At 52.8% G+C, this 12547-nt stretch carries 11 protein-coding genes and 3 tRNA genes; 4 read left to right on the top strand and 10 right to left on the bottom strand.

Annotated elements, in window-relative coordinates; genetic code table 11:
- Nucleotides 1-149 precede the first annotated feature (149 nt).
- Entirely contained in the window at nucleotides 150-1043 is an 894-nt protein-coding gene (locus FHR87_RS14125; RefSeq protein ID WP_183167404.1) for a LysR family transcriptional regulator, read from the top strand.
- A 17-nt stretch (nucleotides 1044-1060) separates the two neighbouring features.
- Here FHR87_RS14125 and FHR87_RS14120 read toward each other — a convergent pair whose 3' ends face one another.
- The 6 genes from FHR87_RS14120 to FHR87_RS14095 form a co-directional block, all read right to left on the bottom strand.
- Nucleotides 1061-1825, bottom strand: coding sequence for a substrate-binding domain-containing protein (locus FHR87_RS14120; protein WP_183167403.1), 765 nt, complete (start codon nucleotides 1823-1825; stop codon nucleotides 1061-1063).
- Nucleotides 1826-1869: 44 nt separating this feature from the next.
- The gene (gene tcuC, locus FHR87_RS14115) at nucleotides 1870-3168 is read right to left on the bottom strand and encodes an MFS transporter (RefSeq protein ID WP_183167356.1); all 1299 of its coding nucleotides are present in this window, start codon (nucleotides 3166-3168) and stop codon (nucleotides 1870-1872) included.
- 705 nt (nucleotides 3169-3873) lie between these two features.
- Nucleotides 3874-4044 carry a hypothetical protein gene (locus tag FHR87_RS14110; RefSeq protein WP_183167355.1) on the bottom strand — a complete coding sequence of 57 codons (171 nt, stop codon included), beginning with the start codon at nucleotides 4042-4044 and terminating at the stop codon, nucleotides 3874-3876.
- Nucleotides 4045-4194: 150 nt separating this feature from the next.
- Nucleotides 4195-4279: transfer RNA gene (locus FHR87_RS14105), tRNA-Leu, on the bottom strand.
- Nucleotides 4280-4331: 52 nt separating this feature from the next.
- Nucleotides 4332-4407 (bottom strand) — tRNA-His (locus tag FHR87_RS14100).
- A 34-nt stretch (nucleotides 4408-4441) separates the two neighbouring features.
- Nucleotides 4442-4518, bottom strand: a tRNA-Arg gene (locus FHR87_RS14095).
- 270 nt (nucleotides 4519-4788) lie between these two features.
- Here FHR87_RS14095 and folD point away from each other — a divergent pair.
- Complete coding sequence (folD, locus tag FHR87_RS14090; protein WP_183167354.1) at nucleotides 4789-5643, top strand: bifunctional methylenetetrahydrofolate dehydrogenase/methenyltetrahydrofolate cyclohydrolase FolD; 855 nt, start codon at nucleotides 4789-4791, stop codon at nucleotides 5641-5643.
- Nucleotides 5644-5688: 45 nt separating this feature from the next.
- Here the strand turns inward: folD and cysS are convergent, their stop codons facing one another.
- A complete protein-coding gene (gene cysS, locus FHR87_RS14085; RefSeq protein WP_183167353.1) occupies nucleotides 5689-7077 on the bottom strand; it encodes a cysteine--tRNA ligase in 1389 nt (462 codons plus the stop codon).
- Nucleotides 7077-8744, bottom strand: a complete 1668-nt coding sequence (locus FHR87_RS14080) for a glutamine--tRNA ligase/YqeY domain fusion protein (protein WP_183167352.1) — start codon at nucleotides 8742-8744, stop codon at nucleotides 7077-7079. Before FHR87_RS14080 ends, cysS begins: the two co-directional genes overlap by 1 nt.
- Nucleotides 8745-8928: 184 nt before the next feature.
- Between FHR87_RS14080 and FHR87_RS14075 the strand changes: the two genes are divergently transcribed.
- Both FHR87_RS14075 and FHR87_RS14070 read left to right on the top strand, forming a co-directional pair.
- The gene (locus FHR87_RS14075; protein WP_183167351.1) at nucleotides 8929-9426 is read left to right on the top strand and encodes a peptidylprolyl isomerase; all 498 of its coding nucleotides are present in this window, start codon (nucleotides 8929-8931) and stop codon (nucleotides 9424-9426) included.
- A 3-nt stretch (nucleotides 9427-9429) separates the two neighbouring features.
- Complete coding sequence (locus tag FHR87_RS14070) at nucleotides 9430-10173, top strand: UDP-2,3-diacylglucosamine diphosphatase (protein WP_183167350.1); 744 nt, start codon at nucleotides 9430-9432, stop codon at nucleotides 10171-10173.
- 37 nt (nucleotides 10174-10210) lie between these two features.
- Here FHR87_RS14070 and FHR87_RS14065 read toward each other — a convergent pair whose 3' ends face one another.
- The gene (locus tag FHR87_RS14065; protein ID WP_183167349.1) at nucleotides 10211-11338 is read right to left on the bottom strand and encodes a GNAT family N-acetyltransferase; all 1128 of its coding nucleotides are present in this window, start codon (nucleotides 11336-11338) and stop codon (nucleotides 10211-10213) included.
- A 54-nt stretch (nucleotides 11339-11392) separates the two neighbouring features.
- Nucleotides 11393-12514, bottom strand: coding sequence for a beta-ketoacyl-ACP synthase III (locus FHR87_RS14060; RefSeq protein WP_183167348.1), 1122 nt, complete (start codon nucleotides 12512-12514; stop codon nucleotides 11393-11395).
- Nucleotides 12515-12547: the final 33 nt, after the last annotated feature.

Here is a 12547-nt window from a genome sequence, read left to right as displayed (position 1 = left end):
CAATTCGCCGACACTACCTGCAACAGCAATAACTGGACCTAACTGTTTGATCCCGAGCCATCACTCCATGGGACCAAACATGTAATTCTCGTCAGGCTTTGCATCAGTTATATTTATTGATGTCAATTACTTATAAGTTTAAATCACTGATGCTAATTAATTTTGATCTGAATGATCTACAAGCCTTTCGTGCAGTAGCCGAACAAGGCAGCTTTCGTAAAGCTGCCGAGGTTATCCGTATCTCCCAGCCCGCCCTGAGTCGGCGCATCGAAAAACTTGAGGACGCCTTAGGCGTGAAGTTATTTGAACGCACTACGCGGCGGGTTAGTTTGACCATTGTAGGGCGGGCATTCGCACCACGGGCCGAGCGCCTGCTGAATGATTTGGACGATGCTTTATTAGGCATCAGCGATGTAGCATCCAGCCGTATGGGCCAAGTGACTATCGCTTGTGTACCATCGGCCGCTTATTACTTCATGCCCGGTGTCATTGCTCAGTACCATAAATTGTACCCACGGATTCGGATTAAAGTACTGGATGCCGGTGCCAACGACGTACGTGGAGCTGTGATTAATGGCGAGGCAGATTTGGGCCTGAGCTTTTCGGGTAATTTAGACAATGAGCTGGAATTCGAAGGGTTGGTACAGGAGCGCTATGTGGCAGCTTGCCGGCGTGATCATCCTTTGGCTGGGCGCTCCGATGTCAGCTGGAACGAGTTCTACACTTATGATTATATGTCGGTAGATAAGAGTTCAGGTAACCGATTCGTACTGGACCAAGCATTGATGCATTTAACACCTTCCAAGCCTAGTATCTGCGAAACTCGTCATATCACCACGATGCTTGGTATGGTTGAGACCGGACTGGGCATTGCAGCGGTGCCGGCCATGGCAATGCCTGCGCATAATCATCCCGTTCTCACCAGCGTGCCGCTGATTGATCCGCCAGTAGTGCGTGATATCGGGCTAATCAAGCGCCGCGGGCGAACGCTCATCCCGGCAGCGCTAGAACTGGAGCGATTGATCATTCAAGTGAAAGGATAAGTGCTAGACGATGCGGGCTAAGGGACCGAATCCAGGCCTGTAGATTGGATCTCTGGTTGTACTTCCTTTGAGGCTAGATAGGCTAATAGAGACTTGGCTTCCTCGCTGTGCTCAGCCTCTTTGGGAATGGCACCGGCAAACCGGGTAACCGACTGTAGCGGCTCTGCAATCTTTCCGATGTAGGTGACACCTGGCACTGGCAGCAGTTCGCTAACCTGCTGAAAACCTAATTGATAATTTCCTGTAGCGACTACCGTAGCGACCGGGATTTTTTCGATCATATGGGCTTTAGGCAGTAATTGATCTTCAATATCCAGGCGTTTGAATAACTGGGTCTGTATGTAAACGCCACTGGCACTGTCGGAATAGGCTACAGAATCAGCGCTAAGCAAGGTTTGCTTGAGTTCGTCTATGCTGTCGATTCTAGGCTTGGCTGCCCCTGCGTGCACCACTGCACCGATCCTTGAATCGGCCAGTTCGACTCGAGTGCCTGGTTCAATCTGGCCTTGCTCGATCAGTTCAGCCAAAGCATAACCCACCATAATGACCACATCGGCTTTTTCCCCCTTAGCCAGACGATTGGGAATTGCCTCCGGTGCCTTGCCCATGGACGGACCGAGAATAGTTTTCAACGTATCGTTGTGCTCGGCAGCAAAACGCGGACCGAGAATATTGTAAGCGGCAGTAAAACCACCGGAAGTCATCACCTTGATTTCTTCGGCCTGTATTGTGCCGACCAAGCCAAGGCCTGCCACCAGGATGGCAGCCGCGAAGTTCTTCATAAAAGTGTTCATCGTTGCTATTCTCTTTTGCAGAGAGTTTGTTGTTATAGCGCTGGGCGTAGTTGCATTTGGTTACGACGGTATAGGAATAGCGTTGCAGCCAGAGCACAGAGCGCGGCAAAGCTCATCCAATAACCAGGTGCAGCTTTGTCGGTGGTGATATGGATTAACCAAGTAGAGATAGCTGGTGTAAATCCGCCGAATACTGCAGTAGCCAGGCTGTAGGCCAGGGAAAAACCAGCCACTCGCACTTCTACCGGCATGATCTCGGTGAGCGCAGGGATCATTGCGCCGTTGTATAGACCGTACATGCATGACAGCCATAGCAGCACCTCAAGCATATGCTCAAAGCTGGGCGCAGAACCCAAAAAGGATAGGGCTGGATAGGTCGTGAAAATGGCCAGCACTGTTATGGCGATCAAGAGGGGCTTGCGACCGATGCGATCGGAAAGCGCACCACCGATGGGCAACCAGATGAAATTGGAGATGGCTACCAGCAGGGTGACGATCAGGCTGTCGCCGGTACTGAGGTTGAGCACCGTTTTGCCAAAGGTGGGCGCGTAAACGGTGATCAAATAAAAGGCTGTCGTGGTCATGGCTACCATCAGCATGCCTGCCACCACAAGACTCCAATTATCCAGCAGCGTACTAAATACCTGGCGCATGGATGGGCGATGAGTACGCGCGCTGAATTCTTCCGTTTCTTCCAGCGTGCGGCGCAGCAAAAAGATAAACGGTACGATCAGACAGCCGACCATAAACGGTATGCGCCAGCCCCAATCTGCAATGGTGGCGGCCGACAGCCATTCATTCAGGCCATAACCCAAGGCAGCGGCAACGACAATAGAGACTTGCTGGCTGCCTGACTGCCAACTGGTGTAAAAACCTTTTCTACCTGGCGTGGCCATTTCTGCCAAATAAACCGATACACCACCCAACTCAGCACCAGCCGAAAAACCTTGCAGCAAGCGACCTAGCAATACCAGCACAGGAGCCAACAGGCCGATACTCTCGTAGCTTGGTACAAGCACAATCAGAAAGGTGCCGCTGGCCATGATTGATAAGGTCACAATCAAGCCTTTGCGGCGACCTACCTCATCAATATAAGCACCTAGCACAATCGCTCCTAATGGCCGCATGAGGAAACCGGCGCCGAAGGCGGCGAAAGTCATCATGAGAGAAGCGAATTCACTGCTGGAGGGAAAGAAAGCGGCGGCAATATAGGTCGCGTAAAAACCGAAAAGAAAGAAGTCGAACTGTTCGAGAAAATTTCCGGAGGTTACTCGGAAAATAGCGCTCGCCTGGGAGCGAATAGATACAACCTTAGTGTGCAATACACTCATATTGATCTCCAGCATTTATTACATGTACGGAATGCACACATTCTTGTGAGAAAAAATACTGGAGCAAAGTTATTGAAATGATAAGCGCATTATTTTTATTGATTAATGCAGGACTGCTATCAAACTCACTGAAAATATCAATCACTTATGCAAACAAGCCCGTTGCTCAACGCTGCGAATATCCACTGTGTCGGTAGCGCTCGATCCAGCGCCAGCCGTATCATCACTGCCGCTGGTGATGATGGCTGGCTTGCCAGCGTCATTAGCCCATCAGTCTATCGCCGCCCAGAGCCCTCTCTGACAAAATCGGCGGCATGACTTCGCATCCGAATCTCGACCAATTAAGCCCTGAACAACTGCCTGCCTCGGCAACCCAGTTGATGCAGCGCGTCGAGAGTCTCGATTAAAAAATCGAGACGATGGACAAGCAAACCAACATCAGTATTGATGACTTGAACGCCAGCCGGTCGGCAAGTTGGAGAGCGAACTGTCGCGCATGAACGGACTTGCTATCCGGTCAGGTCGTTATGCCGCATGCTGGCCGTGTTGGTCTCCGGCTCCCACGCTTGCACCGTCAGGACCGCCCGAATCCGGATGCCGCCTTGCGCGCGGATCAGCACATGATCCACGCCGGCAGTCGCGGCACCTACGGCCGTCCACGCATGGTGCGGGAGTGTTGTTTCCATTCCGACCGGTTGAATCCGCTCAATACACCAGTGGCGAGTTCTCCCGGACGATCACCGCCCACGGCTTCGTGCCGAGCATGAGCCGCAAGGACAACTGCTGGGACAACGCAGTGGTGTCTATGACACCAGGGCAGATATTCACACCGCCATCGTCTACACCCATGGCTTCTACAACCCCACGCGTCTGCACGACGACGCTCGGAGTATCCCATAGTTCGATATTTTTTCAGATACAGGGATACAACGCATATATAGGTATATGTGGGCATAAAAAAACCGACTCAAGAGGCCGGTTTATCTAACTTTGCGGGTTATGCGGAAGCATATGTAAACATATAAGTGGTGCGGACGGAGAGACTCGAACTCTCACACCTTGCGGCACTGGAACCTAAATCCAGCGTGTCTACCAATTCCACCACGTCCGCGGATTCAAAATATCTAATAGATGCGCCAGGCTGATTATCTGTCGCTTGAATATGGGGTGGACGATGGGAATCGAACCCACGACACCAGGAGCCACAATCCTGTGCTCTACCAACTGAGCTACGCCCACCATTTTCAACTATCGCTTGTAACCACACCATAATTGGCGCACCCGGCAGGACTCGAACCTGCGACCATCCGCTTAGAAGGCGGATGCTCTATCCAGCTGAGCTACGGGCGCCTTATGCGAATTCACTGAATTCGTAACCTTAAGCTCCAGCCTCGAAAAACAATAACTTTCGAAAGCCACCGTACTCAGCAACAGGCTGTGCTCGACAAGCGGGGCAGATCTTATAGACCCCCTGAGCAAGCGTCAACCTTCATATTCTAAAAATTTCAGCCACATGGATAAAATACTTCATCAATTGACTTTGCCTACTTTTGCCTGTCCTTGATGCCATGCGAGAATATAGACTTCTTTTCCAAATTTCCCGATGGTTAACCAAGCGTCATGACCGCACAACTGATCGATGGCAAGACGATCGCAGCCAATATCCGCCAGCACATCGCAAAACGGGTCGCAGAACGCCACAGCCAGAATTTGAGAGCACCTGGATTAGCCGTAATCTTGGTCGGCAGCGACCCTGCCTCGCAGGTGTACGTCTCTCATAAACGCAAGGATTGCGAGGAAGTTGGATTTCTTTCAGTAGCGCATGATCTTCCGGCTGACACCAGCCAGAAGGCTCTGATGAGTCTGATTGATAGCTTGAATGAAGATCCGACCATCGATGGCATACTGGTGCAACTACCCTTACCCAGACATTTAGACGCCTCCCAATTACTCGAGCGAATTCGGCCTGACAAGGATGTAGACGGTTTTCACCCTTATAACATCGGACGCCTTGCCCAGCGTATGCCCCTGTTACAGCCTTGTACGCCGAGAGGAGTCATGAATCTGCTGCAAAGCACTGGAATCGATCTGCATGGTCTGGATGCAGTAGTGGTTGGAGCGTCGAATATCGTTGGCAGGCCGATGGCACTCGAATTATTGCTGGCAGGCTGCACTGTTACTGTAACGCACCGCTTTACTCGTAACCTTGCCGAACATGTACAGAGAGCCGATCTGGTTGTGGTTGCAACCGGTATCACAGGCCTGGTCAAGGGTGATTGGATCAAGAAGGGAGCGATCGTCATAGATGTTGGCATCAATCGCCAAGCCGATGGCCGACTGATCGGCGATGTGGAATTCGAACCTGCGGCCCAGCGGGCAGGCTGGATCACACCAGTTCCCGGTGGTGTAGGCCCCATGACCCGGGCATGTCTGCTGGAGAATACTTTGTATGCTGCTGAGCAGTTACATGCCTGAACCTGAAAGAAAGAGACGGCATAAACACCGTCTCTTTCTTTCATCTTATTCGGCATCAAGACGCCATGTGGTACCACCCTTGCCATCTTCCAGTACAACCCCCATGGCAGCAAGCTGATCCCGGATTCGGTCGGATTCTGTCCAGTTTTTCTCCGCTCTGGCATTGAGCCTTGCTGCAATCAGTGCTTCAACATGAATGGAATCGATTCTGCCCTCGGCCCCTGCACGCAGGAACTCGTCCGACTCCAACAGCAATACCCCAAGCAGATTGGCAAGTTTCTTCATACCCGCAGCAAGGCTGGCTGCAGCCGGAATATTTACCTCACGCAAACGATTGATTTCCCGTGCCATGTCGAACAGTACTGCACAGGCTTCCGGTGTATTGAAGTCATCATCCATGGCAGCAGTAAAACGCTCGACAAAGGTTTGATCACCAGCAGCGGCAGCTGGTGGCAAACCTTTTAAAGCATGATAGAAACGCTCCAGCGCCCCCTTGGCCTCCCTGAGGCTTTCTTCCGAATAGTTGATCGGACTACGGTAATGGCTGGCAGTCAGAAGATAACGCACGACCTCTGGATGATATTTTTCCAAAACTTCGCGAATACTGAAGAAATTGCCCAGTGATTTAGACATTTTCTCCCCATCGACACGCACAGCCCCCGCATGCATCCAGATATTAGCGTAAGGCTTTCCAGTAGCAGCCTCGCTCTGGGCAATCTCGTTTTCATGATGCGGAAAAACCAGATCCGGTCCACCACCATGAATGTCAAAAGTATCTCCCAGGCAGCAGGTCGACATGACCGAGCACTCGATATGCCATCCAGGTCGCCCGGCCCCCCAAGGAGAATTCCAACTTGGTTCGCCTGGCTTTGCACCCTTCCAGAGCACGAAATCCAACGGGTCTTCCTTGGCTTCCGCCACTTCGACACGCGCGCCGATACGCAGCTCTTCGATTCGGCGACGTGACAACTTGCCATAATTGGCAAATTTGCCGACTCGATAATAGACATCACCATTGCCAGGCGCGTAGGCAAATTCTTTGTCAACCAAGGTCTGGATCATTGCATGCATACCGGCAATATGATCGGTTGCGCGTGGTTCCTCGTCGGGACGCAAGACATTGAGCCGCGCTTCATCCTCATGCATAGCCGTGATCATACGGTCGGTCAAAGCAGAAAACGGCTCGCCATTTTCATTGGCACGACGAATGATCTTGTCATCGACATCGGTGATATTGCGTACATAAATCAGCTCATAGCCACTGTAGCGTAGCCAGCGGGCGACCATATCGAAGGTCACCATCACCCGGGCGTGACCAATATGACAGTAGTCGTACACGGTCATGCCGCAAACGTACATGCGAACCCGATTGCCTTGAAGCGGCCGAAAGGCCTCTTTGGTTTTACTGAGAGTGCTGTAGATGGAAAGTGCCATCATTGCCCCCAGGAGTCACGAAGAGTCACCGTACGATTGAATACTGGTGCGTTCGGCTGGCTGTTCTTGGGATCGATACAAAAGTACCCTTCGCGTTCAAATTGAAAACGGTCTTCCTGTGTTGCCAGCCTCAATGAAGGTTCGGCTCGGCACCCTTTGAGCACGACCAGCGAATCCGGGTTGATATTATCCAGGAAGCTGCCGCCCTCCTCCGTTTTTTCCGGGTTAGGCGAACGGAAAAGGCGATCATACAAGCGCACCTCGCACTCGATACTGTCTTGTGCAGGCACCCAGTGAATCACGCCCTTGACCTTACGGCCCTCAGGATTTTTACCGAGAGTGTCTGGGTCGTAGCTGCAGTGCAACTCAAGGATATTACCTTCGGTATCTTTGATAGCCTGTTCAGCCCGGATCACATAGCTGCCACGCAAACGCACTTCACCACCCGGTTCCAGGCGTTTGTAGCCTTTTGGTGGGTTTTCCTGATAGTCATCATGATCGATATAAAGTTCGCGGGAAAATGGCACTACACGTACCCCCATGTCCTGCTTGGGATGACGCACCAACTCGAGATTTTCCACCTGCCCTTCGGGATAGTTGATTATGACTACCTTGAGCGGGCGCAGCACGCACATGGCTCGCGGAGCATTGGCGTCCAGATCTTCTCGAATGGCAAACTCCAGCATACCGATATCAACCAGACCGCCAGCACGATTCACCCCGATCATGTCGCAGAAGTTGCGGATAGACGCTGGCGTATAGCCGCGCCGGCGATAGCCGGAAAGCGTCGACATGCGTGGATCATCCCAGCCACTGACATGCTTTTCATCTACCAATTGCTTGAGCTTGCGCTTGCTAGTAATGGTGTAGTTAAGGTTAAGCCGGGCAAATTCATACTGACGCGGATGCGCCGGTACTGGCAGATTGGCGAGGAACCACTCGTACAATGGCCGATGGTCTTCGAACTCCAACGTACAGATGGAATGTGTGATGCCCTCAATGGCATCGGACTGCCCATGGGTGAAATCGTAGCTCGGGTAGATACACCACTTGTCGCCCGTCTGATGGTGATGCGCATGACGGATACGATAGAGAATCGGGTCACGCAGATTCATGTTCGGCGAACTCATGTCGATCCTGGCACGCAGCACCTTTTCGCCATCGGCATATTCACCAGCCCGCATACGAGCGAACAGGTCGAGATTTTCCACTACCGACCGGTCGCGGTAAGGGCTGTTACGTCCCGATTCAGTCAGCGTACCGCGATACTCTCGCGCCTCATCCGCAGACAAGTCGCAAACATAAGCCTTGCCGCTCTTAATCAGATGAACGGCCCACTCATGCAACTGATCGAAATAATTCGAGGCATAGCGTTCCTGCCCGGCCCATTTAAAGCCCAGCCATTCGACATCGCGCTTGATGGCATCGATGTATTCCTGATCCTCCTTGGCCGGGTTGGTATCGTCGAAGCGCAGATTACAATCGCCCCCAAACTCCTGGGCAAGCCCGAAGTTGAGACAAATCGACTTGGCATGGCCGATATGCAGATAACCGTTAGGCTCAGGTGGAAAACGCGTAACGACTTTCGAATGCTTACCCGACTCCAGGTCAGCCTGGACGATTGGGCGGAGGAAATTCGCAGCAGCGGGAGTCTGGGGCTTGCTCATAAGATCCTTGAGGGAAATGTCGACACCGGTCAGGGTAGGCCAGCCGGTACAAAGTGCTTATCATAACCAACACATTCAGCCCCTGACAGAGTAAAGCGCTTGCCCGGCGTGGCCTTCGGGCCGGCAGTACTGCCTGTATACCGTCTCTGTTGATCACCATACCAATCAAAACCAAGGAATCCTGATGATCAAGCTACATACTAACCATGGCATCATTACTATCAAACTTGATGAAGAAAAAGCGCCGGAAACCGCTACCAATTTCAAGGAGTACGTGAAAAACGGCCATTACGATGGCACTATTTTCCATCGTGTCATCGGCAACTTCATGATCCAAGGTGGCGGCTTCGACACCAATATGAAGCAGAAGCCGACCAGTGCACCAATCAAGAATGAAGCCAACAACGGCCTTTCCAACAAGATCGGCACTGTCGCTATGGCACGCACCATGGACCCGCATTCAGCTTCAGCGCAATTCTTCATCAATGTCGCCGACAACACCTTTCTCGATCACACTGCCCCGACTGCCCAGGGCTGGGGTTATGCTGTTTTTGGCGAAGTAGTGGAAGGTCTGGATGTGGTCGACCGCATCAAGAACGTGAAAACCTCGTCTCGCGCTGGGCATCAGGATGTGCCAGTGGATGATGTGGTCATCGAACGCGCCGAACTGCTGGCCGATTGATCCATGAGCATTCTGTTCATCTCCGACCTGCACCTCGAAGAAGGTCGCCCGGATATTACCCAGGCATTCCTGCGCTTTCTGGAAAAACGTGCCATTCACGCCGAAGCACTTTATATCCTTGGCGATTTTTTCGAAGTCTGGATCGGGGACGACGGAATGAACGAATACCATCACTCTATCGCCCGTGCTCTACGTCGTGTGGCCGACAGTGGTACCCAGATATTCCTGATGCATGGGAATCGCGATTTCATGCTGGGGCGACGTTTTTGCCGTGAAGCCGGCTGCACCCTGCTCAAAGGGCATTGTGTAATCAGAATTCAGGGCGAACCGGTTCTGCTGTTGCATGGCGACGAGCTTTGTACCCGCGATGAGGTCTATCAGCGCAAACGCAGGCAGATTCGTAATCCGCTCTCACTTTTTTTCATCAGGCGCCTGCCACTCTCGATCCGACGCAACATGGCACGCAAGATTCGCGAAGCCAGCCGCATGCATACACAGGAGGCGGCTCGCGAAATCATCGACGTCACCCCCGAAGCCGTGACGCAAACAATGCTTCGTCATGGCGTACGCGTCCTGATTCATGGGCATACCCATCGCCCCGCCATTCATGACCTGAAGATCGATGGCCAACCGGCACAACGTATCGTCCTGGGAGACTGGGACTGTCGAGGCTGGGCCCTTGAAGCCAATGAACGCGGCTGCAGACTGGCGCCTTTCTCGTTGCTGGAACGAGCTACCGAAACATAAAGCAGATAATCGTTGTCACGGGATCCAACCGATTGGTCTATTCCTGCTGCCGATACGGCAAGGCTTCCCATGCCGACGCGACATATTGTTGTATGCCTTCCTTCTCGTGCACCAGAAAATCCGCCACTGCCCGGCGCAAGCCGGGGTGTACGAGATAATGCCAGGATCGAGTGATAACCGGTTCGAAACCGCGGATCAGCTTGTGCTCACCCTGAGCGCCAGCATCGAACCGGCGAATACCCTGGACGATCGCATATTCGATGCCCTGATAGAAGCAGGTCTCGAAATGCAACCGGTCGAACTCAGCCAGGCACCCCCAATAACGTCCGTATAGACTTTCTCCATCGGTCAGACAGAATGCCATGGCCACCGAACGGCCTGACTGGCGCGCTATCACCACACGGATTGCTTCGGGCATGCGTTCGGCCAGCATACTGAAAAAATCACGGGTAAGATAAGGTGCCTGACCGCGAGCCTCGTAGGTGTTCGCATAACAGGCATACACAAAATCCCAGTCTGCCTCGCTCAGCTCGCCTCCAGCGCGCCAGTCGAACTCGATGCCCTGCCCCGCAACCTGCTCACGTTCCTTGCGCATCTGCTTACGCTTGCGCGACGCCAAGGCATCAAGGAAATCCTTAAAGTCCCGATATTCGCGGTTATGCCAGTGAAACTGGCAGCCGATCCGCTCCAGCCAGCCGGCGCGATCCAGGATCACTGCATCGGTGGCCGCTGCGGTGAAGTTTATGTGCAGGCTGGATATGCCCTGCTCCGCCAACGACCCCGTCAGCGTGTCAAGCAATTCGCCCACTGCTCCGCAATCACCCAGCAAACGTGCACCGGCTACCGGTGAGAACGGTATGCCACATAATAGTTTCGGATAGTAGGCAATTCCGGCCTGCTGGCAGGCGTCGGCCCAAGCCCAGTCGAATACGTATTCCCCATAGGAATGTCGCTTGCGATACAAAGGTAGTGCCGCTTGTAGCCGGCCCTGCGCATCAAACGACAGACGGTGCTCGGGACGCCAACCTGTCTTGCCGCCAACACAGCCACTTTCTTCCAGGGTCGACAGAAAGGCATGGCGAAGAAAAGGTTGGAATGACGGTAACAATGCATCCCAGCGTGCAGGCTCGATCTCGGCAAGCGAAAAAATCGTCTTGATAGGCATGGGTCCAAGTGTGCTGTTTTCCGTTACAGAAAAAAACCCTGCCAGCAGTCTGCATCAACGCTTACGCAGAATGACGCTACCTACCGAGTATCCGGCACCGAACGAGCTGAGAACGCCCAGGCTACCGCTCGGCAAATCATCCTGATGTAAGTGGAAGGCAATCACCGAGCCAGCGGAACTGGTATTGGCATAGGTATCGAGAATGACTGGCGCCTCATCTATCGAAGGATCGCGCCCCAACAACTTGCGTGTAATCAGTTGATTCATATTCAGGTTAGCCTGATGCAGCCAGAAACGCTTGATCGATTCAATCGGAATGGCATTTTCATGCAGATGTCCGCCGATCAATTCGGCCACCATCGGACAGACTTCCTTGAAGACCTTGCGCCCCTCCTGCATGAACAGTTTGTCCAGCGCGCCAATTCCTTCTTCACCACAACGATTGAGAAAACCGAAGTTGTTACGGATATTGTTTGAAAAACGCGTAACCAACTTGCTGCCAACTATTTCCCATTGATACGAAGAGCTGGCCAGGTCGGTCCGCTCAATGAGCATGGCCGTACAGGCGTCGCCGAAGATAAAATGGCTATCGCGGTCGCGAAAGTTGAGATGCCCCGTACAGATTTCCGGATCAATCAGCAAGATGGCCCGGGCCTGGCCAAGACGTACGCAATTGGCTGCCGTCTGCAAACCGAAAGTGGCCGACGAGCAAGCGACATTCATGTCGAAGCCAAAACCCTGGATTCCCAGCGCTGCCTGGACCTCGATGGCGATGGCAGGATAGGCGCGCTGCAAATTGGAACAGGCCACGATCACTCCATCGATATCCCTCGATGTTCGGCCAGCACGAGCCAGTGCGTCCTTGGCAGCCTTGACTGACATCTCACAAAGGATCGACCACTGTTCGTTATTACGCTCAGGAACCCTTGGCGTCATGCGTTCCGGGTCGAGAATGCCATCCTTGTCAGTCACGAAACGGCTCTTGATACCCGAAGCCTTTTCGATGAAGGCAGCGCTGGATTCGACCAGCGGCTGAATCTTCCCTTCCTCGATGGAGAGCACATGCTTGCGATTGTAGCACTCGACGAAAGTATTGAAGGAGGTAACCAGCTCTTCGTTGGAAATACTGTAAGGCGGGTGGTAAAGACCAGTACCACTGATAACGACATCGAACACTATAGTGCCTCTCTCAATATGTGGGCGAATGGT

The sequence above is a fragment of the Azomonas macrocytogenes genome (assembly GCF_014191985.1).
GTDB lineage: Bacteria > Pseudomonadota > Gammaproteobacteria > Pseudomonadales > Pseudomonadaceae > Azomonas > Azomonas macrocytogenes.
Note: the sequence above shows the minus strand (reverse complement) of the source record. Positions and strands in the feature narration are given on the sequence as shown.